Genomic DNA, 19795 nt, shown 5'->3' with positions numbered 1-19795 from the left:
GCAAGACATCCTGATTGCGGTCGTAGATGGTCTCAAGGGCTTCCCTCCCTCTCATCGAAACTGCGTTTCGACTGCCGGGCAACGGATGCCATCACAGCAGCCTTTCCGGACACGGCCGTGCAAACGTGCATTGTTCATCTCGTGCGCCATTCGCTGAACTTCTGTGCTTGGAAAGATCGCAAGGAGGTGGCAGCCGATCTGCGGCGGATTTACAGCGCCCCTACAGCCGATCAAGCTGGCTTGGAGTTGGATGCCTTCGAGGAAAAATGGGCCGGGAAATATGCCTCCATCGCACCGGCCTGGCGCAGAGCTTGGCAGGAAGTGATCCCGTTCTTTGCTTTTGATCCTGCCATCCGGAAGATCATCTACACCACCAACGCCCCCTCTCGGCAGCATGCTTTGCATGCGCCTGCCGGGCAATGATTGAAAGCTTGAACCGTGTATTCCGCAAATCGATCAAGACGCGGGGATCGTTCCCGACCGAAGACGCTGCAACGAAGCTGATCTACTTGGCGATCCGCAACTTTGAGAAAGGCGGCCGGAATGTTCGAGAATGGTTTGCGGCCCGCAATCATTTCGCCATAATGTTCGAGGATCGCTTCAATGCGTGACTGTATCTAAAACCCGCATGGGCCAGGCCAGATACACAAAGTTCATGACACTCCCCGGCCCGGAATCAAGCCGCAGGCGCCGGGCCATCGTCTGTCCGCCCGTCACGCCAGAGGCGTGCCGATATACACTGGCGCACCTTTGGTGCGACCGGGTTGGCGATTTGATGAGGCTGAGTGCGCGTCTAGTAGGTCACCCCAAGGCTGCACCATAAAGTGGCACGAAGCCACCTGAACATCGCCACCCCACGGGCAGACACTGACCCGCCCTCCTCACACTTGTCCTTAACCCCAAGTCAGTCTATGCCGCCCCTGACCCATCCCCTGTCCTAAAAAGGTGCGCGCATGATCCCCCGCTACTCCCGTCCCGATATGGTTGCCGTTTGGTCGCCGGAAACGAAATTCCGCATCTGGTTCGAGATCGAAGCCCATGCCTGCGACGCGATGGCCGATCTGGGCACCATCCCGCGCGAGAATGCCGACGCCGTGTGGAAAGCCAAAGACGTTGAATTCGACGTGGCCCGCATCGACGAGATTGAGGCCGTCACCAAACATGACGTCATCGCCTTCCTGACCCACTTGGCCGAACATGTCGGCAGCGATGAGGCGCGTTTTGTGCATCAGGGCATGACCTCCTCGGACGTGCTCGACACCTGTTTCAACGTACAGCTGACCCGCGCCGCTGATCTGCTGCTGGACGGCATGGACAAGCTGCTGGCCGCGCTGAAGAAACGCGCGCTTGAGCATAAAGACACCGTCCGCGTGGGCCGCAGCCACGGCATCCACGCCGAGCCGACAACCATGGGCCTGACCTTTGCCCGCTTCTATGCCGAGATGGACCGCAACCGCGCCCGCCTCGTCGCCGCGCGTGAGGAAATCGCCACCGGCGCGATCTCGGGCGCTGTCGGCACTTTCGCCAATATCGACCCCCGCGTCGAAGAGCATGTCTGCGAGAAACTGGGCCTCAACCCTGAGCCGATCTCGACCCAAGTCATCCCGCGCGACCGTCACGCGATGTTCTTTGCCACGCTCGGCGTCATTGCCAGCAGCATCGAAAACGTGGCGATTGAAATCCGCCATATGCAGCGCACCGAAGTGCTCGAAGGCGCGGAATTCTTCTCCATGGGGCAAAAAGGCTCCTCGGCCATGCCGCATAAGAAAAACCCGGTGCTGACCGAGAACCTCACTGGGCTTGCCCGTCTGGTGCGCATGGCCGTGGTGCCGGCGATGGAGAACGTGGCGCTTTGGCATGAGCGCGATATCTCGCATTCATCCGTCGAGCGTGGCATCGGGCCTGACGCGACTGTCACGCTGGACTTTGCCCTGCACCGTTTGGCAGGGGTGATCGACAAAATGCTCGTCTTCCCCGAGAACATGCTGGAGAACATGAACAAATTCCCCGGTCTGGTGATGAGCCAGCGGGTGCTTCTGGCCCTGACCCAAGCTGGCGTAAGCCGCGAAGACGCCTATTCCATGGTGCAGCGCAACGCGCTGAAAGTCTGGGAAGAACGTCTTGATTTCCGCGAATTGCTGCTGGCCGATGAAGAGGTCGTCGCGGCCTTGGGCGAAGATGGCATTAACGAAAAATTCGACATGGGCTATCACACCAAACATGTCGACACGATCTTCAAGCGCGTCTTCGGCGCGTGATGCGATCATCGTAATGCTTTGAGATTGGCGCGGACGGGTGTACCCTGTCTGCGCCTGTCAAAGGAGCAAACGACATGAAACTCGCACTGACACTCGGCGCCCTCATGGCGCTCACGGCCCCCTCCCTCGCCCTTGCATCGGGCTGCGTCCATGACAAACAGGTCATGACCTGCGCCGAGGGGATGAAACTCGACATCAGCAGCCGCACCTGCGTGCCAGACGCCACCACCTGAGGTTTTCACGGGCGGCAGGGTTTCCCATTGCTGGATCAGAGGGCCGCGCCTTGGCGGCCCTCGCGGCTGCGACTGCGCGGCCCTTCGACGGCTGACCCCGGCCTATGACGCGCAGGATGGCTTGTTGCGCAGGGCGGCGCAGGCTATGTCAGGAAAACTTTAACAGCCTGTCAGAGCCCATGTCGGACCAAGCCCCCCAAGTCAAAAAGCCCTATCCCTTCGGTCGCCGGGCGCGCCATTACCTGAGCAATCTGCTGATCGTCGGGATCATTCGCACGGCTTTGGCCCTGCCCTATAAGGCGCGGCTCAGCTTTGTCGGCAGCTTGGTACAGCATGTCTTGGCGCCGCTGGCGGGCTACCGCCGCCGTGCGCTCGACAATCTTGAACATGTCTGGCCCGAGATGCCGCTCGCCCGTCGCGAGGAAATTGCCACGCGCTGTCTCAACAATCTGGGGCGGTCTTTCATCGAGAATTACTCGGCCGATGATTTCCCCAAACGCATGGCCGATGCCGAGCCACGCGGCCCCGGCATGGCGGCGCTGGAGGAGGCCAACCGCACCGGCCAGCCGGTGATCTTGGTGACCGGGCATTACGGCAATTACGAAGCGGCGCGGGCGTCCCTCGTGGCGCGGGGCTATGACATCGGCGGGCTCTACCGCGAGATGAAGAACCCTTATTTCAACGCCCATTACGTCAAAACGCTCGAAGCCTTCGGCGGGCCAGTGTTTCCGCAAGGGCGGCGCGGCACGGCGGGGTTCGTGCGGCATCTGAAACAGGGCGGTCGGCTGGTGCTGCTGTTTGACCAACATGTGATCCGCGCGCCAATCCTCGACTTTATCGGCAAACCTGCCCGCACCGCGATCTCGGCGGCGGAGCTGGCGCTGCGCTATGACGCGCTGTTGATCCCGTTCTACGGCATTCGCCAAGACGATGGGGTCCGCTTTGACGTGGTGCTTGAAGCGCCGGTGCCTCATAGCGATCCGATGACCATGACGCAGGTGCTGAACGACAGCCTGACCGCGCAGGTCACCAAAACGCCAGAGCAGTGGTTCTGGGTGCACCGCCGCTGGCGTCCGCACGAAACCTAATCTTTGCGCGCCTACTTGATGCGCGCTGCTGCGAGAATTGCGCCCGGACCGCCCGGCTCTTGGCGTTGAACAATCACCACAACGGGCTGATTCCCTTTGGTTTTTGCTGTCAGCGACAGCGGCGCTGACCCGTCCCAATCCGCCAAAACCTGCCAGCCCCGCACGACATTGCTGTGTTCCATGACATGGCCTGCATTCTCGCCGCGGGTGACCTTGGTCCGCTCCATCGGCGAATAGCGCAACATATGGACATGCATCGGCCCCGCAGCGGCGTCGGTCAGGGGTTTCGCCGTGATATCAACTGTCTCACCCGACCGCGTGAGCGTCAGCGCCACCTGAGGCGCGGCCTCGGCGTGCTGCTCCACCGCGTCCATCAGCTTCATCGGTTTGGCGCCCACAATGTCGGTCTGACCCTGCACGATAAACTCGGGCGTGTACACACTGCGCCGCCCGCCCACGGCGGCATAGCCGCGCTGTCGCTCGGCATGGGCCGGGTCGCCAAAGGGGTCTTCCCAACCGATATAATCCCAGTAATCCACGTGCAGCGCCAAGGCGATAATGTCCTCCCGATCGGCCAATTCGGCGAGCATTTCATCGGCGGCGGGACAAGAGGAACAGCCCTGAGAGGTAAAGAGTTCGACCACCACAGGCTGATCCTGCTCGGCCTGCAACGGGGCGGCCAGCAGCGAAAACGCGGCGAGAACGGGATAAATCAGGGGCTTCATAAAATTCCAGACGGATCAATATCGCGGTGATGGCATTGGTCTAACGGCTTGGCGGGTGAAACACCAATCAACCTTTGTTGAGACGCCCGTTAGCGCCCACAGAGGGCTTTGCGCAGACTGCCCCCTTTAATCTCGGTACACAATGGTATACAAATTCGCGCGAAACCACCTGATAACAGTTGAACCGCCGCGCCCGTAGTGGCATTGAGACGACAATCTAGCCACCCATCAGACCCCGAAGGGAGCCCGCCATGACAATCCAAGTCGGTCACGACAGTGCCAAGACACGCAAGACCCTCTCCGTTGGCAGCCAGAACATCGCCTACTATTCCATCCCCGCTGCCGAGGCTGCGGGCTTGGGCGATTTCTCCAAATTGCCAGCGGCGTTGAAAGTCGTTCTGGAAAACATGCTGCGTTTCGAGGACGGCAAGACCGTCACTCAGGACGACATTAAGGCATTTGCCGAATGGGCGACCAAAGGCGGCAAGAACCCCCGCGAAATCGCCTACCGCCCTGCCCGCGTGCTGATGCAGGACTTCACCGGTGTTCCGGCTGTGGTTGACCTTGCCGCGATGCGCGACGGTCTGGTGGCGCTTGGTGGCGACGCGGATAAGATCAACCCGCTGAACCCTGTTGATCTGGTCATCGACCACTCCGTCATGATCGACGAATTCGGCAACCCGCGCGCGTTTCAGATGAACGTCGACCGCGAGTATGAGCGCAATATCGAGCGTTATACCTTCCTCAAGTGGGGCCAGAAAGCGTTTAACAACTTCCGCGTTGTGCCCCCCGGCACCGGCATCTGCCACCAGGTGAACCTTGAGTATCTCAGCCAGACCGTTTGGACCGACAAAGACCAAAACGGCGAGGAAGTCGCCTACCCCGACACGCTCGTCGGCACCGACAGCCACACCACCATGGTCAACGGCGCTGCCGTTCTGGGCTGGGGCGTTGGCGGGATCGAAGCCGAAGCCGCGATGCTGGGCCAGCCGATCTCCATGCTGATCCCCGAAGTCATCGGCTTTGAGCTGACAGGCCGCATGATGGAAGGCACCACCGGTACCGACCTCGTGCTGAAAGTCGTGGAAATGCTGCGCGAAAAGGGCGTGGTCAGCAAATTCGTCGAGTTCTACGGCGAAGGTTTGGATCACCTGCCGCTGGCAGACCGCGCGACCATCGCCAACATGGCGCCTGAATATGGCGCGACCTGTGGCTTCTTCCCAATCGACGACGAGACCCTGCGTTACCTGACCAACACAGGCCGCGACAAGGATCGTGTGGCGCTGGTCAAAGCCTATGCCCAAGAGAACGGCATGTGGCGCGATGCGAACTATGCGCCGGTCTACACCGACACGCTGTCGCTCGACATGGGCACCATCGTGCCTGCAATCTCGGGCCCGAAACGCCCGCAGGATTACATCGCCCTCGACAGCGCGCACACCGCATTCGCCGAATACGTCAAAGGCATCCGCGAAGGCAAAGACACCTCCGCGAACTCGGAAATCCGTTGGGAAGGCGAAGGCGGCCAGCCCGAACCGCAGGACATCCCCGGTGACGAAGGTCATCACAACCGCGGTTTTGTCGCCACCGAGGATGGCAACTACCAGCTGCATGACGGCTCCATCGTGATTGCCTCGATCACGTCCTGCACCAACACCTCGAACCCCTATGTCATGATCGGCGCGGGCCTCGTGGCACGCAAAGCGCGTGAACTGGGCCTCACCCGCAAGCCTTGGGTCAAGACATCGCTGGCGCCGGGCTCGCAGGTCGTGTCGCATTATCTTGAGGCCGCTGGCCTGCAAGAAGACCTCGATGCGATCGGCTTCAACCTCGTGGGCTATGGCTGCACCACCTGCATCGGCAACTCCGGCCCGCTGGAAGCACCGATCAGCAAAGCGATCAACGACTATGACCTGATCGGCACCTCGGTCCTCTCGGGCAACCGTAACTTCGAAGGCCGCATCAGCCCTGACGTGCGCGCCAACTACCTCGCCTCCCCGCCCCTCGTGGTGGCCTATGCGCTGGTGGGTGACATGAACCACGACCTGACAAACAGCCCGCTGGGTCAGGACAAGAACGGCAACGACGTTTACCTTAAAGACATCTGGCCCTCGACGCAGGAAGTCGCTGAACTGGTCGAACAGACCGTGACGCGCGAAGCCTTCCAAGAGAAATACGCCGATGTCTTCAAAGGCGACGAGAAGTGGCAGTCGGTCGAAACCACGGACAGCAAGACCTACGACTGGCCGCCAACCTCGACCTACGTGCAAAACCCGCCCTACTTCCAAGGCATGTCGCCAGAGCCGGGCGTGATCTCCAACATCGACGGCGCGAAAGTGCTGGCGGTGCTGGGTGACATGATCACCACCGACCACATCTCGCCCGCCGGTTCCTTTAAGGAAACCACCCCTGCGGGTCAGTACCTGACAGAGCGTCAGGTGCCGGTGCGGGAGTTCAACTCCTACGGCTCCCGTCGTGGTAACCACGAAGTCATGATGCGCGGCACCTTCGCCAACATCCGCATCAAGAACGAGATGCTCGACGGCGTTGAGGGCGGTTACACCAAAGGCCCCGATGGCGCGCAGACCTCGATCTTTGATGCCGCGATGGCGCATCAGGAAAACGGCACCCCGCTGGTGATCTTCGGTGGCGAACAGTACGGCGCGGGCTCATCGCGTGACTGGGCCGCCAAGGGTACAGCCCTGCTGGGTGTGAAGGCCGTGATCGCCGAGAGCTTTGAGCGTATCCACCGCTCCAACCTCGTCGGCATGGGCGTCATCCCGTTTGAGTTCACCGGCGGCGACACCCGCAAATCGCTGGGCCTGACCGGCGAGGAAACCGTGTCGATCAGCGGGTTGGACACGATCAAGCCGCTGCAGGAAGTGCCCTGCACGATCACAATGGCCGATGGCAGCACCAAAGAGATCACGCTGAAGTGCCGCATCGATACCGCGATTGAGATCGAATACATCGAACACGGCGGCGTGCTGCACTACGTGCTGCGCAACTTGGCGAAATCGGCCTAAGCGCCAATCGCCCTCGCGAACTGATCCAAGGAGCGGCCCCCAGCGGGCCGCTCCTTTTCTTTTTGCCCCAAGCCCCTGCGCGGGAACCTGCCTGCCGATCACGGGTTGCCCCTGTAAGACGATCGCGTGCGGGGAAGGCAAAGCAATGATAGCAGGTTACGCGCTTGGCGCTTTGGGCGCGCTGATCCTAGCTATCGTGCTGCTGGACTTTCTCTATACCGCCATCGGTGCCGCCCCTGTCGCGCCCTTGTCGGAGCGGGTTGCACGGGCGGCGTTCTTCGTCTTTTCCAAAATCATGCCAGAGGGCAACGCCCGCCACCGCCTCTCTGGCCCGGTGGTGATGACAGCCATTGCGGTGACATGGATCATACTCGTCTCGCTTGGCTGGACCTTGGTCTTTCAGATAAGCCGCGAGGCCGTGGTGATGACCGAAAGCGAACGCCCGGCGGGCTTTCTGCGCGATTTCGCATTCGTCGGCCATCTGCTCTCAACCCTCGGCGGCGGGCCGTTTCAGACCGAAAACCCCTTTTGGCTGGTGCTGTCGGTCCTTGCCGGGGTCAACGGTATGGTGATCCTCACGCTGTCGGTCAGCTTTGTGCTGTCGACCACCACCACCGTGGCCCAAGCGCGCGGGCTGCTGACCAAAGCGTCCATGTTTGCAGCCGATAGCAACGAGATGAACACCATCATCCTGCCTGAGCTTGCCGATCTGGTGTCGAACCTCAACGCGATGCAATTCGCGCTCTACTACAGTGCCGAACACCCTGCCCGCCGCGTGCCCGCGGCGATGGTCGAGATGGCCCAGCGGGTCGCACCCTACCCCGAACAGATGCGCCGCCTGCGCATCGCACTAGAGCCGCTGCCCGATTTTACCGCGCCTGAGGGCACCTTGGATCAACTGACCGATGCGCAGTTCATCGCCCGACTGCAAGACTGGGCGCGGCAGTATTCACTTTGAGCGCGAGGAACAGAACACCCTGCGAGCCGTTGATCTTGACGCACCCAAGCGAAAGGACACCTCATGAGCCCGAAAATCACCGTTCTTTTCTATTCCACCTATGGCACAAACCACGCCATCGCTGAGGAAGCCGCCCGCGCCGCCAAAGAGGCAGGCGCCGAGGTCCGCCTCCGCCGCTGTACCGAAACCGCGCCAAGAGCCGTTGTCGACGGACAGGATGCTTGGCGCGAACAGTTGGACAAGATGAAAGACATCCCCGAGGCCAAGCCCGAAGATATGGAATGGGCCGATGGCTATTTCATCTCTGTCCCGACGCGCTTTGGCGTCGCCGCCAGCCAGTTCCGCGCCTTTATCGATACGCTGGGGCCGCAGTGGCAGTCAGGCGCGCTGGCCAATAAGGCAGTCACCGCGACCACCTCTGCGCAGAACCCACATGGGGGGCAGGAAACCACGATCCAGTCGATCTATGTCACCGCCATGCACTGGGGCGCGATCATCGTGCCGCCGGGCTATGCCGATGGGGTGAAGTTTGAAGACGGCGGCAACCCCTACGGCTATTCCTGCGAACCCGGCCCGCTGGATGAAACCGGCAAGAAATCCGTCGCCTTCCAAGCCAAACGTCTGGTCGAATTCGCAGGCAAGATCAGCGGCTAAGCGCGTCTTGCAATGCCGGGAGGAACCGCTGCTCATAGTCGCTGCCGACCAGCGGCCCGGCAAAGCGGAACAGCACCGTGCCGTCCCCGCCAACGATGAATGTCTCTGGCGGGGCGGTGACACCCCAATCAATCGCCACCCGCCCTTGGGGGTCGAACCCAACCCCGGCAAAGGGGCTTTTTTCGTCTTCCAGATAGGCGCTGGCGTTCTTCTCGGTATCTTTGAAGTTCACGCCGATGATGTTCATCCCCTCGGCCTGCAATTCCAGCAGCTTGGGGTGTTCGGCTCGGCAAGGCGGGCACCAGCTTGCCCAAAAGTTCACAAGGCTCACCTCCCCCCCGCGCAGCATGTTGTCGGTGGCCTGCGGATAGCCCGGCAGCGCGGCCTCGGGCATCGCGGGCGCTTGTTGCCCGACCAACGTAGAGGGCAACCCCTCGGGGTCAGCGCGGTACATGCCGACCGCCGCCAGCGCCACAAAGGCCGCGAAGATCAGCGGCGGGGCGATCATCATGGGAGAGAGTTTAGCCACGGCGTCCGGCCTCCGCTTCGACCTCTTCTAAAGCGCGGCGTGCCGCCCGGCCCCGCAGCAGGGTCAGCCCCACCAATGCGGCCAACAGCAGCAGCGACACACCATAGGCCGAGAGCACCTCGGCCGCATATTTTCCAAGTTCCGGCATCACGCCCCCCTGTTCATCCGCGCTCGCAGCGCCGCCGTACGGCGCAGGCGAATTTCGGTGCCCGTGCGGTAGACCACCAGTGCCAGAAACAGCAGGCCGAAGCCGATCATCGCCAGCAACAAAGGATAGAAAAACACATCCGCCACGCTGCGGTTGCCCGTGGCCACGGGGATCGACGTGCCTTGATGCAGCCCTTGGTTCCAAAACTGCACCGCATAGCGCGATAGCACCGCGAAGACCGAGCCAACGAGGCAGAGGACCGATGTCAGATCGGCAGCGGTGTCTGGGTCTTCGACCGCCTGCCACAGCGCGATATAGCCAAGGTAGAACAAAAACAGGATCAGAAACGACGTCAGCCGCGGATCCCACGCCCACCATGTGCCCCACATCGGCTGACCCCAGATCGCACCCGTCACCAGCGCGATTAACGTCATGACCAGCCCCACGGGGGCCGCGGCCTTGGCCGCCAAGGCGCTGACGTGGTGCCGACGGATCAGCCAAATCAGCGAGGCAACGAGCATCATAAACCATGCATTGATCGCCATCAGGGCGGCAGGCACATGCAGATAGATGATCTTGACCGTGCTGCCTTGGCGCGCGTCATCGGGCGTGCCGAAAAACCCCCAAAGCAGGCCGACGCTTACAAAGACTGCCGCCAGCGCCCAAAGCACAGGCTGCACACGCTCTGAAAGCGCAAGGAATTTGACCGGGTTTGCGTATTGCCAAAGGGACATGCGGACTACCTATCGCGCGGGTGGGTGGTGCTCAATGCACAAATACTTGGGGCACAATTTCTTGGGTCATCGCAACCCCATCCGAAGCACCGCCGCTGCGGCAAATGGCATCAAGGCCACCACAGCCAGCGTCAGCCCCGCCAGCATCAAAAGCGGCGTCGTGGCATCCAGCCCCGCGCTGCCACGCCGCGCAACCTCGGCCCCGAAAATCAGCGTCGGGATATAAAGCGGCAGTACAAGCAGCGACAGCAGCAGACCACCGCGTTTGATCCCAACCGTCAGCGCCGCGCCGAACATGCCGATCACCGACAGCGCGGGGGTGCCGAGTGCGAGCGACGCGAGCAGCCACAGATGACCGGGCGCCGCGAGTTGCAGCATCACCCCAAGGAAAGGCGCCGCCAGCACCAACGGCAGACCTGTGGTCAGCCAATGCGCCAAAACCTTGATCGCCAGCGCCCCTTCGAGGGGCAGAGGTGCGGTGAGCAGCAGTTCGAGAGAGCCATCTTCGAGGTCGAGCGCCAGCAGACGGTCGAGCGACAATAGGCAGGCCAACAGCGCTCCGAGCCAGAGCACACCGGGGGCAATCGCGCGCAGAAGCGCGGCCTCTGGCCCAACGCTAAAGGGCACCAGCATCGTCACGATCAGGAAAAACGCCAACCCAAGGCCAAAGCCTCCGCCCGCGCGCAGCGCTAGCCGCAGATCCCGTAGCAACAGCGCCTTCATAGAAACGCCGCGTCGCTGGCGCCGAGATCGGCATCGGGGACCGCGCGAAAGGTGCTGATATCAAGCACACGGGCATCGACCCCCAGATCAATATGCGTGGCCATTAGGGCCGATCCCCCCGCCGCGAGATGCCGGCGCAGAACGCTGCCGAAGAGCGCGACAGCATCCGCATCGAGCGAAACCGTCGGCTCATCCAACACCCAAATCGGCCGCCCGGTGACCAACAGCCGCGCCAGCCCCAGTCGCCGCTTTTGCCCGGCAGAGAGCGTACCTGCCAAACGATCTGCAAGCGGCCGCAGGGCATAACCATCAAGCGCCTCAGTAATATCTGTGTTACCAAAGACTTGCGCCCAAAAGCTCAGGTTTTCCCGGACCGTCAGCATGGATTTCAGCCCATCCGCATGGGCGGCATAGGCGACACGGTCCTCCGCCCCCTCGATCTGCCCCGTGAGCGGCGCTTGCAGCCCCGCAATGCAGCGCAGCAGCGTCGTCTTGCCCGCCCCGTTGGGGCCGCGCAGCACCAAGGCCTCCCCCGCCTCCAGAGCAAAGGATACGCCCGAAAGCACCGGCACCCCGCCCCGCGCCACACTGAGATCGCTCACTTTCACTGGCGATGCCGCTCCGCCCTTAGACCGGCAAAAGGGCCAGCGCGATGCGCCGCCCCTCACTCAGCAAGATGTTATAGGTCCGGCAAGCGGCGGGGGACGACATGACCTCGACCCCCAGCCCCGCCTCCTCCAGCGTTTCACGGAGGTCGTCGGGGATATGCGCCACGTCCGCCCCGGTGCCGAGGAAGACCACATCGACCTTGCCCGCCAGCGCCAGCACCGGCGCGGGATCAGCCAGACCGCCCCAGCCGATGATGCCTTCGGGGCCGATCACCTGCGGGCCTTGCACAACCTCTCCGCCAATGCGGAAAAAGCCGGGGCCATAGCCGTCGATCGGTTTGGCGTCGGTATAGGTGATCTCGTTCAATCGCATGTCATGTCCCTCTCAGGCTCAGGTATTCCACAGCGGCAGGCCAAGGATAGCCGATGCGGCGATAACGATATAGGCCACCGCGCGAAAAAGCCGCTCTCGGTCCGGATCAAATAGCCGCGCCCCGATGATATTGGCGATGACATTCGGCACCCCGGCCAAGAGGCCCAGCATCAGCACCGGCCAGACCACCTGCCCCGTCGCTGCCAGCATCCCAAAAAGCATCAGGTCAAGCCCCAGAAGATAGAGCAGGAAATTGGCACGGATCACCGCAGCGGGCCGCCGGCTGGCCATATAGAGCAGGATCACCGGCGGCCCGGCGATGCCCGCAAAACCGGTCATGAAGCCGCCCAAAGCACCAGTTGCCGTCACCAGCTTCGCGCTCAGCGGCCCATGATAGCGCCAGCCCGCCAGCAGCAGCGCCAAAAGCCCCAGAACCACACCGGAAACGATCCAGCCAAAGCCCTCGGGCGACATCAGCGACAGCCCCCAGAGCCCCAGCGGCATCCCGATCAGCACCCCCAGCAGTAGCCGCCCCACTTCACGGGGGGCACCTTCGCGCAGGGCATCGGGGAGGTTTGGCAGGGGGCCGATCAACTCGGCAGCGGTCATGAACAGGATCGCTTCGACCGGAGAGAGCACAGAGGCCGCCACCGGCATGATAATCATGGCAGAGCCAAATCCCGCAAAGCCGCGGACCAGCCCCGCCACGATCACGGCCAGCGCAAGCCACGCCACCCCTGGGGTGGCGATGGCCTGCGCCAGCAGGTCAGGCATCAATATTGGCGAATTGCGTGCCCGCGCCCGCGTCGGGCTTGGACCAGTCGCGTTTCACGCCAAGATAAAGCACCACGTTCTTGGCCACATAAACCGAGGAATAGGTGCCGACGATCACGCCCCATGTAATCGCAAAGACAAAGGCCCGGATCACATCGCCGCCCAAGATCAGCAGCGCGATCAGCGCCAGCAGCGTGGTGCCCGAGGTCATCAGTGTCCGGCTCAGCGTTTCATTGACGGATAGGTTCATCACCTCACGCAGAGGGCGCTTCTTGTACTTGCGCAGGTTCTCCCGCAGCCGGTCAAAGATCACCACGGTATCGTTGATCGAATAGCCAATAATGGTCAGGATTGCGGCCACCACCGGCAAGTCAAAGCGGATTTGCAAGATCGAGAACAGCCCGATGGTCAGCACCACATCGTGGAACAGGGCCACCACAGCGCCGACCGAGAACTGCCATTCGAACCGCAACCAGATGTAGATCAGGATCGCCGCCAGCGCCCCGCCCACGGCAAGGAACGCCGTCTGGATCAATTCGCCCGAGACCTTGGGCCCCACAGATTCGACAGAGGTGAATTTGATGTCCGGAGACACGCTTTGCAGCGCCGCTTCGATGGTTTCGATGGTGTCGGTGGTCGCCGCTTCTTGGCCCTCTTGGGCCTGCACGCGGATCATCGCCACATGGCGATCCGCGCCGAAACCGGGGTCAAAGACCTCGGAAATCGTCACGTCGCCCAGCTCCAAGGGGCCGAGGGCATCGCGGTAGGCGCCCACGTCGATGGCCTCAGAGCTTTCGGTCCGCAGGGTCGTGCCGCCGCGGAAGTCGATGCCAAAATTCAGCCCCATCACGCCCCAAGCGATCAGCGACAGGATCATCGCCACCACAGACGCGCCAAAGGTGATCTTGGCATAGCCGAAGAAATCGAAGTTCGTGTTGTCGGGTACCAGCTTCAGTCGCATGTCAAACCTCGATTGTCTTGGGACGGCGGCGTTCAAACCAGATCACCACCAGCAAGCGGGTGACGAAGAAGGCGGTGAAGACCGATGTCATGATGCCCAGTCCCAGCGTTACGGCGAAGCCGCGCACCGGACCAGAGCCTAGGGCAAAGAGGATGACCGCCACGATGAAGGTCGTGATGTTGGCATCCAGAATGGCGCTGAGTGCGCGCTCATAGCCCAGCGAGATCGCCCGCGCGGCTCCCTTGGCGTTGCGTTGCTCTTCACGGATACGCTCGAAAATCAGAACGTTGGCATCCACCGCCATGCCGACCGTCAGCACGATCCCGGCAATGCCCGGCAGGGTCAGCGTGGCCCCGATGAGGCTCAGCAGACCAAAGATCAGCCCGACGTTGATGATCAGCGCGATATTGGCGAAGAACCCGAAGAGCCCATAAGACGCCCACATGAAGAACAACACGGCGGCGAAGGCGACCATCGTGGCGATCTTGCCCGCGTCAATGCTGTCTTGGCCCAGTTCCGGCCCGATGGTGCGTTCTTCGACAAAACTCAGCCCTGCAGGCAGGGCACCGGCACGCAGCAACACCGCAAGGTTGGTGCTTTCCTCGACCGAGAAGCGCCCGGTGATGATGCCTGAGCCGCCGGGGATATGGCTTTGGATGGTCGGCGCACTGATGACTTCATCGTCAAGCACGATGGCAAAGGGCGAGCCGATGTTCTCGGCCGTATAATCACCGAACTTGCGCGCGCCGGAGGTGTCAAAGCGGAAGGATACGGCAGGTGCCCCGTTCTGGTCAAAGCTGGGCTGTGCGTCGACGAGTTGCTCGCCGGTGACGACGGGGGCGGTTTCGATCGTGTAGAACACGCCCTCTTCATCCGCCGCCGGCAGGATCGCGTTGCCAATGCCGGGGTTGTCGTTCTCATTGGAGCCACGGTTGACCACCGGGTTGAAGGTCAGCTGTGCCGTCGTGCCGATGATCGCTTTCAACTCGGCAGCGGAGCCAATGCCCGGCACTTGGATCAAGATGCGGTCTGCACCCTGACGCTGGATCGTCGGCTCACGGGTGCCGACCTCATCAATGCGGCGGCGCACGATTTCGAGGCTCTGCTGCATGGTGCGCTCATCGGTGGCCTGTTTTTCGGCATCCGACAGGGTGATGGTGATGGTGCCATTGGCCCCGCTCACGTCGATGTCGCTACCGCCCGCCCCGGTCACCGTGGTGACGGGACGCGCGAGATCACGGGTGATCTGCAGCGCTTCGGCCATTTTCGACGGATCGTTCAGACGGACCCGCAATTCCCCCGCTGGCGCTTCTTCGCGCCGGACCGGAGTCAGGCTGCGCAGAGCGTCACGAACCTCGGGCCATTGGGCTTCCATGCGCGAGGCATAGACATCGGCCAGTTGCACTTCGGCCAGCAGATGTGCACCGCCGCGCAGGTCAAGGCCAAGGTTCACCAGCCCCGAGGGCATCCATTCGGGCCAAAGCGCGCGCTGCGCTTCCAACTCAGGCGTACTGCCCTGCACGTCGATGGCCGCAACCGCGTCATTGTGCTTTTCGACAGGAGCGTAAAAGGCATTGGGAAGCGCGAGCCAAAGCCCTGCCAAACAGGTCAGGACAATGACAATCCGCTTCCACAGATCAATCTGTAGCATAGTTCCGCCTTTGGGTTGCGGCCTCGGGGTAGGGTTTATTTCGCCGGTTCGGTCTTGGAAACGACGGTCGCGATGGTGGCCTGCACCACGCGAATTTTCACGCCTTCGGCGATTTCCACCTCAAGCTCGCCGTCGTCTTTGACCTTGGAGACCTTGCCGATGATCCCGCCTTGGGTCACGACCTGATCGCCGCGGCGCAGGCCGGCCACCATGGCCTGATGTTCTTTGGCCTTCTTCTGCTGCGGGCGGATGAGCAGAAAATACATGATCGCGAAGATCAGGATCAGCGGCACAAATTGCTGGATGCCTTCCATGGGGGTCGTCCTTTTCAATGGGTATTGGGCCGCAGGATGGGCCCTGAGAATTTGGCCAGAACCTATGCGCGGCGGCAGCGGGGTGCAAGGTGGAAAGCCGCCGCCGCGTGGCCGTCTGCGCGGGGCCAATCGCCGCACGGTTGCGGCCCCTACCGCCGCGCAGCACATTGAGGCATAAGGCAGCAAAACCGACTCACCCGATTTTGAGGACAAACCCATGCACGACATCCGCGCCATCCGCGACAATCCCGAGGCTTTTGATGCCGCTCTTGCCCGCCGGGGCGAGGCTGCGATGTCGCAGGCGGTGCTGTCGCTCGATGCCGCGCGCCGCGCCAAGATCGCCGCCGCTGAGACTGCCAAGGCCGAGCAGAACAAGGCCAGCAAGGAAGTCGGCGCTGCCAAGGGTCGGGGCGATGAGGCCGAGTTCGAGCGCCTGCGGACGCTGGTCAGCGACAAAAAGGCAGAGGTCGCCGCGATGAACGTCGAGGCGCAGGAGTTGGATGCGAAGCTGACGGATATGCTCGCCCGGATCCCCAACAACCCCGCCGATGATGTGCCCCAAGGCGATGACGAAGGTGACAATGTCGAGGTGAAAAGCTGGGGCGAGAAGCCCAGCTTTGATTTCAAACCGGTCGAGCATTACGAGATTGCAGGCGTCAAACCCGGCATGGATTTCGAGACCGCGGCCAAGACTTCGGGCGCGCGCTTCGTCATGCTGAAAGGTGCCGTGGCGCGGGTTCACCGGGCGCTGGCGCAGTTCATGATCGACACCCATGTGGATGAGAATGGGCTGACTGAGGTAAACTCCCCCGTGCTGGTGCGCGACGAGGCAATGTATGGCACGGATAAGCTGCCGAAATTCGGCGACGACAGCTATCAAACCACCAATGGCTGGTGGCTGGTCCCGACCTCGGAAGTGCCGCTGACCTATTCGGTGGGCGGCGATACGTTAGAGGAAAGCGCCCTGCCGATCCGGCTGACCGCCCATACCCTCTGCTTCCGCTCCGAGGCCGGGAGTGCAGGCCGCGACACCGCTGGCATGCTGCGCCAACACCAGTTTGAGAAGGTCGAGATGGTCTCGGTCACCCACCCGGATGAAAGCGACGCCGAGCAGCAGCGCATGGTTGGCTGTGCCGAGGGCATTTTGGAAAAACTCGGTGTGCCCTATCGCACCGTAATCCTCTGCACCGGCGACATGGGCTTTGGCGCGCGGCGCACCTATGACATTGAGGCTTGGGTGCCGGGGCAGAATTGCTACCGCGAGATCTCCTCGGTCTCGACCACCGGGGATTTTCAGGCGCGCCGCATGAATGCGCGGTTCAAGCCCGAGGGCGGCGGCAAGCCGCAGTTTGTGCATACGCTGAATGGCTCGGGTCTGGCGGTTGGGCGCTGTCTGATCGCGGTGCTGGAGAATGGCCAGCAGGCGGATGGGTCGGTGAAACTGCCCGAGGTGCTAGCGCCGTATCTAGGGGGCAAGACGACGCTGACTGCGGCAGGTGTGCTAGCGTAAGGGTGAGGCACCCAGCCCGATCCGCGCCGCAGGCGCCGGGCCATCGCCTGCCCGTCCCGGCACGCCAAAGGCGTGCCTGTCTCTATGAGCGCACCTTTGGTGCGACGGGCCGGCGATTTCGTGAGGCTGAGTACTCCCTTGCAAACGCGCCTCACTACTGAGCCATAAAGCGGCAGGGTTCGCCACCCCACGGGAAGGCGCTGGCCCTTGGTTGCCGTAGCGAGCGCCCGCTCTAGGATTAGATGTACCGCAACAACTATTCCCGCGAGGCCCCCGCTTGCCCAAATCCTCCCGCACCCTGATCGCAGCGCTTGCACTGCTGCTCAGCATCGCCTTCGCGATTTCGCCCTTCTTCGTGCCCAGCTTTTCAGGCTTTGACCCAAACCAATTCCCGGTCCCGCAAGACAACCCGCCCGCGCAGCCTGCGGGCTATGCGTTTTCCATCTGGGGTGTGATCTATCTTTGGCTGATTATCGGATTGGCCTATGGGCTTTTGCGCGCGCCGCGTGATGGGCAGTGGCATGACATGCGCGTGCCGCTCTGCCTGTCGCTCGCCGTGGGGACAACATGGCTCGCGGTGGCCACCATGAGCCCGATCTGGGCGGCGGTGCTGATCTGGGTCATGCTGATCACCGCCCTGATCGCCCTGTTCCTCGCCCCGGTCGAAGACCCGCTCTGGGCCGCGGCCCCGGTGGGGCTCTACGCAGGCTGGCTCTCTGCCGCATCCTGTGTGTCACTGGCGCTGCTGGCGGCGGGCTATGGCTATCTGGAAGAGCAGACGGCAGCCGTGGTCTTTGTCGGGCTCGCAGGGGCGATTGGGGCCATCGTGCAGACCGCCCTTGGCCGGACCCCCACCTACGGTATCGCGGTGATCTGGGGGCTGGTGGGCGTGATCGTGACCAATTGGGGCGAAACGCCCTTGGTCGCCTATCTGGCCTTTGGGGGCAGCATCCTTGTGGCGCTGCCCACGCTCAGGGCGTTTCGGCGGGGCTGACCGAGGTTAGTCCCGGCGGCGACCGTCGGTGTGCTTGCGCAGCTTCGACGGCGCGGCCTTTTTGCGGTTTTTATAGGGGTTGGCATCCGACTGGCCGCGCATCCACAGACGGATCGGCGTGCCGGGCATGTCGAAATCCAACCGCAACCCGTTGACCAGATAGCGCGTGTAGCTGTCCGGCACCTTGTCGGGATGGCTGCACATCACAACGAAGCCCGGCGGACGGGTCTTGGCTTGGGTCATGTAACGCAGCTTGATGCGCTTGCCCTGCGGCGCGGGGGGCGGATGCGCCTCCATCATCCCCGAGAGCCAGCGGTTAAGCTGTGCGGTGGTGATCCGGCGGTTCCAGACCTCATAGGCGCGCATGATCGCGGCCTGAAGACGGTCAAGCCCCCTGCCCGTTTTGGCAGACACAGTGATCAGCGGCGCGCCACGCAGCTGCGGCAAGAGCCTCTCGAAGCTTTCCTTGAGATCGCGCAGCTTTTCCTGACGGTTCTCTTCGATGTCCCATTTGTTCACGGCCACAACGACCGCGCGGCCCTCACGTTCGGCCAGATCGGCGATGCGCAGGTCTTGCTGCTCAAACGGGATTTCGGCGTCGAGCAGGACGACAACGACCTCGGCAAATTTCACCGCGCGCAGACCATCGCTGACACTGAGCTTTTCAAGCTTCTCCTGCACCTTGGCCTTTTTACGCATCCCGGCGGTGTCAAAAATCCGCATCGGCACCGGATCGCCATCCGGCCCGGCCCATTCGGTCATGAGAGAGATCGCATCGCGGGTGATCCCCGCCTCCGGCCCGGTGAGCAAGCGGTCCTCGCCCAAGATCTGGTTAATCAACGTCGACTTGCCCGCATTGGGGCGGCCCACCACGGCAACCTGCAGAGGCTTGGCGCGCGTGGGCATCGGCACGGATTCGGCTTCGAGATCGGCGTCATCCTCAGGCAGGTCCACATCCGTCTCGGGCGCGTCCTGCGTGGCGCGGTCCTCATATTCATCGGCCAGCGGCATCAGCACGGAGTAAAGATCGGTCAGACCTTCGCCATGTTCGGCGGACATGCGAATGGGCTCACCCAGACCCAGCGAATAGGCCTCGATCATGCCAGCATCGGCGGCTTTGCCCTCGGCTTTGTTACCGGCGAGAATCACATGAGCGGATTTCTTGCGCAAGATCTCGGCAAAGACCATATCCGAGGGGGTCACGCCGACACGGGCGTCGATCATGAACAGACAGATATCGGCCATATCCACGGCACGCTCGGTCAGGCGGCGCATCCGGCCTTGAAGGCTGTCGTCGGTGACCTCTTCCAGACCGGCCGTGTCGATCACGGTAAAGCGCAGGTCGGCCAGTTTGGCCGCGCCTTCGCGCAAATCGCGTGTTACGCCGGGCTGGTCGTCGACCAGCGCAAGGCGTTTGCCGACAAGGCGGTTGAACAGCGTGGATTTCCCGACGTTCGGGCGGCCCACGATGGCAAGGGTAAAGGACATAATTCAGGCTCCGGGCCCCGGTTGGGCCAGTTCAGACACGCGCCTT

The 19795-nt window shown here is 62.3% G+C and carries 20 protein-coding genes and 1 pseudogene; 9 read left to right on the top strand and 12 right to left on the bottom strand.

Annotated elements, in window-relative coordinates; translation table 11 throughout:
• From A3722_RS07510 to A3722_RS07500, 4 genes and pseudogenes are all read left to right on the top strand, one after another.
• Window positions 1-611, top strand: a pseudogene (locus A3722_RS07510) (transposase); the annotation flags it as partial.
• A 342-nt stretch (window positions 612-953) separates the two neighbouring features.
• Window positions 954-2258: an adenylosuccinate lyase gene (gene purB / locus A3722_RS07505; RefSeq protein ID WP_067627250.1), complete on the top strand. Its 1305-nt coding sequence runs from the start codon at window positions 954-956 to the stop codon at window positions 2256-2258.
• A 74-nt stretch (window positions 2259-2332) separates the two neighbouring features.
• A complete protein-coding gene (locus A3722_RS24535) occupies window positions 2333-2491 on the top strand; it encodes a hypothetical protein (RefSeq protein WP_201721979.1) in 159 nt (52 codons plus the stop codon).
• A gap of 179 nt (window positions 2492-2670) precedes the next feature.
• Entirely contained in the window at window positions 2671-3579 is a 909-nt protein-coding gene (locus tag A3722_RS07500; RefSeq protein ID WP_067627252.1) for a lysophospholipid acyltransferase family protein, read from the top strand.
• 11 nt (window positions 3580-3590) lie between these two features.
• Here the strand turns inward: A3722_RS07500 and A3722_RS07495 are convergent, their stop codons facing one another.
• Window positions 3591-4304, bottom strand: coding sequence for a DUF1223 domain-containing protein (locus A3722_RS07495; RefSeq protein ID WP_067627254.1), 714 nt, complete (start codon window positions 4302-4304; stop codon window positions 3591-3593).
• A gap of 251 nt (window positions 4305-4555) precedes the next feature.
• On the opposite strand from A3722_RS07495, the gene acnA reads away from it, so the two are divergent.
• The 3 genes from acnA (at window position 4556) to A3722_RS07480 (ending at window position 8942) form a co-directional block, all read left to right on the top strand.
• Window positions 4556-7330 (top strand): aconitate hydratase AcnA, encoded by a 2775-nt coding sequence (acnA, locus tag A3722_RS07490; RefSeq protein WP_067916038.1) that lies wholly within the window; start codon window positions 4556-4558, stop codon window positions 7328-7330.
• A gap of 145 nt (window positions 7331-7475) precedes the next feature.
• Entirely contained in the window at window positions 7476-8288 is an 813-nt protein-coding gene (locus A3722_RS07485; protein WP_067627944.1) for a hypothetical protein, read from the top strand.
• A 63-nt stretch (window positions 8289-8351) separates the two neighbouring features.
• On the top strand, window positions 8352-8942 hold the full coding sequence (locus A3722_RS07480) for an NAD(P)H-dependent oxidoreductase (protein ID WP_067627940.1): 591 nt from the start codon (window positions 8352-8354) through the stop codon (window positions 8940-8942).
• On the opposite strand, the gene A3722_RS07475 is transcribed toward A3722_RS07480, so the two are convergent.
• From A3722_RS07475 to yajC, 10 genes are all read right to left on the bottom strand, one after another.
• Window positions 8932-9450: a DsbE family thiol:disulfide interchange protein gene (locus A3722_RS07475; protein WP_067627950.1), complete on the bottom strand. Its 519-nt coding sequence runs from the start codon at window positions 9448-9450 to the stop codon at window positions 8932-8934. The genes A3722_RS07480 and A3722_RS07475 overlap by 11 nt on opposite strands.
• A gap of 13 nt (window positions 9451-9463) precedes the next feature.
• Window positions 9464-9619, bottom strand: coding sequence for a heme exporter protein CcmD (gene ccmD, locus A3722_RS07470; protein WP_067627937.1), 156 nt, complete (start codon window positions 9617-9619; stop codon window positions 9464-9466).
• On the bottom strand, window positions 9619-10353 hold the full coding sequence (locus tag A3722_RS07465; protein WP_067627933.1) for a heme ABC transporter permease: 735 nt from the start codon (window positions 10351-10353) through the stop codon (window positions 9619-9621). Before A3722_RS07465 ends, ccmD begins: the two co-directional genes overlap by 1 nt.
• A 66-nt stretch (window positions 10354-10419) precedes the next feature.
• Window positions 10420-11076: a heme exporter protein CcmB gene (gene ccmB, locus A3722_RS07460; RefSeq protein ID WP_067627930.1), complete on the bottom strand. Its 657-nt coding sequence runs from the start codon at window positions 11074-11076 to the stop codon at window positions 10420-10422.
• Window positions 11073-11684 (bottom strand): heme ABC exporter ATP-binding protein CcmA, encoded by a 612-nt coding sequence (gene ccmA, locus A3722_RS07455; protein WP_067916036.1) that lies wholly within the window; start codon window positions 11682-11684, stop codon window positions 11073-11075. The genes ccmB and ccmA overlap by 4 nt, the downstream gene beginning before the upstream one ends.
• 19 nt (window positions 11685-11703) lie before the next feature.
• Complete coding sequence (locus A3722_RS07450; protein WP_067627617.1) at window positions 11704-12057, bottom strand: Mth938-like domain-containing protein; 354 nt, start codon at window positions 12055-12057, stop codon at window positions 11704-11706.
• Window positions 12058-12075: 18 nt separating this feature from the next.
• Complete coding sequence (locus tag A3722_RS07445) at window positions 12076-12831, bottom strand: sulfite exporter TauE/SafE family protein (RefSeq protein WP_067916034.1); 756 nt, start codon at window positions 12829-12831, stop codon at window positions 12076-12078.
• Window positions 12824-13792, bottom strand: a complete 969-nt coding sequence (gene secF, locus A3722_RS07440) for a protein translocase subunit SecF (RefSeq protein ID WP_067627537.1) — start codon at window positions 13790-13792, stop codon at window positions 12824-12826. Before secF ends, A3722_RS07445 begins: the two co-directional genes overlap by 8 nt.
• A 1-nt stretch (window position 13793) precedes the next feature.
• Window positions 13794-15443 carry a protein translocase subunit SecD gene (secD, locus tag A3722_RS07435; RefSeq protein ID WP_067916031.1) on the bottom strand — a complete coding sequence of 550 codons (1650 nt, stop codon included), beginning with the start codon at window positions 15441-15443 and terminating at the stop codon, window positions 13794-13796.
• Window positions 15444-15478: 35 nt separating this feature from the next.
• Window positions 15479-15757, bottom strand: a complete 279-nt coding sequence (gene yajC / locus A3722_RS07430; RefSeq protein ID WP_067627241.1) for a preprotein translocase subunit YajC — start codon at window positions 15755-15757, stop codon at window positions 15479-15481.
• A gap of 217 nt (window positions 15758-15974) precedes the next feature.
• Here yajC and serS point away from each other — a divergent pair, with 217 nt between their 5' ends.
• Together serS and A3722_RS07420 are read left to right on the top strand one after the other, a co-directional pair.
• Window positions 15975-17267 (top strand): serine--tRNA ligase, encoded by a 1293-nt coding sequence (gene serS / locus A3722_RS07425; protein ID WP_067916029.1) that lies wholly within the window; start codon window positions 15975-15977, stop codon window positions 17265-17267.
• A 277-nt stretch (window positions 17268-17544) separates the two neighbouring features.
• Complete coding sequence (locus A3722_RS07420; protein WP_067630708.1) at window positions 17545-18261, top strand: tryptophan-rich sensory protein; 717 nt, start codon at window positions 17545-17547, stop codon at window positions 18259-18261.
• Window positions 18262-18267: 6 nt separating this feature from the next.
• On the opposite strand, the gene der is transcribed toward A3722_RS07420, so the two are convergent.
• The gene (gene der, locus A3722_RS07415; protein WP_067630706.1) at window positions 18268-19749 is read right to left on the bottom strand and encodes a ribosome biogenesis GTPase Der; all 1482 of its coding nucleotides are present in this window, start codon (window positions 19747-19749) and stop codon (window positions 18268-18270) included.
• Window positions 19750-19795: the final 46 nt, after the last annotated feature.

Origin of the sequence: Sulfitobacter sp. HI0027, assembly GCF_001634775.1 — a bacterium.
Lineage (GTDB): Bacteria > Pseudomonadota > Alphaproteobacteria > Rhodobacterales > Rhodobacteraceae > Sulfitobacter.
Note: the sequence above shows the minus strand (reverse complement) of the source record. Positions and strands in the feature narration are given on the sequence as shown.

Bases quoted from the DNA above. Each gene is read 5' to 3' on its own strand.
- ccmD (WP_067627937.1), bottom strand. From the start codon at position 9,619: ATGCCGGAACTTGGAAAATATGCGGCCGAGGTGCTCTCGGCCTATGGT.
- yajC (WP_067627241.1), bottom strand. From the start codon at position 15,757: ATGGAAGGCATCCAGCAATTTGTGCCGCTGATCCTGATCTTCGCGATC.
- A3722_RS07475 (WP_067627950.1), bottom strand. From the start codon at position 9,450: ATGATCGCCCCGCCGCTGATCTTCGCGGCCTTTGTGGCGCTGGCGGCG.
- A3722_RS07500 (WP_067627252.1), top strand. From the start codon at position 2,671: ATGTCGGACCAAGCCCCCCAAGTCAAAAAGCCCTATCCCTTCGGTCGC.
- ccmB (WP_067627930.1), bottom strand. From the start codon at position 11,076: ATGAAGGCGCTGTTGCTACGGGATCTGCGGCTAGCGCTGCGCGCGGGC.
- A3722_RS07450 (WP_067627617.1), bottom strand. From the start codon at position 12,057: ATGCGATTGAACGAGATCACCTATACCGACGCCAAACCGATCGACGGC.
- A3722_RS24535 (WP_201721979.1), top strand. From the start codon at position 2,333: ATGAAACTCGCACTGACACTCGGCGCCCTCATGGCGCTCACGGCCCCC.
- A3722_RS07495 (WP_067627254.1), bottom strand. From the start codon at position 4,304: ATGAAGCCCCTGATTTATCCCGTTCTCGCCGCGTTTTCGCTGCTGGCC.
- serS (WP_067916029.1), top strand. From the start codon at position 15,975: ATGCACGACATCCGCGCCATCCGCGACAATCCCGAGGCTTTTGATGCC.
- secD (WP_067916031.1), bottom strand. From the start codon at position 15,443: ATGCTACAGATTGATCTGTGGAAGCGGATTGTCATTGTCCTGACCTGT.
- A3722_RS07445 (WP_067916034.1), bottom strand. From the start codon at position 12,831: ATGCCTGACCTGCTGGCGCAGGCCATCGCCACCCCAGGGGTGGCGTGG.
- A3722_RS07465 (WP_067627933.1), bottom strand. From the start codon at position 10,353: ATGTCCCTTTGGCAATACGCAAACCCGGTCAAATTCCTTGCGCTTTCA.
- A3722_RS07480 (WP_067627940.1), top strand. From the start codon at position 8,352: ATGAGCCCGAAAATCACCGTTCTTTTCTATTCCACCTATGGCACAAAC.
- acnA (WP_067916038.1), top strand. From the start codon at position 4,556: ATGACAATCCAAGTCGGTCACGACAGTGCCAAGACACGCAAGACCCTC.
- A3722_RS07485 (WP_067627944.1), top strand. From the start codon at position 7,476: ATGATAGCAGGTTACGCGCTTGGCGCTTTGGGCGCGCTGATCCTAGCT.
- secF (WP_067627537.1), bottom strand. From the start codon at position 13,792: ATGCGACTGAAGCTGGTACCCGACAACACGAACTTCGATTTCTTCGGC.
- purB (WP_067627250.1), top strand. From the start codon at position 954: ATGATCCCCCGCTACTCCCGTCCCGATATGGTTGCCGTTTGGTCGCCG.
- der (WP_067630706.1), bottom strand. From the start codon at position 19,749: ATGTCCTTTACCCTTGCCATCGTGGGCCGCCCGAACGTCGGGAAATCC.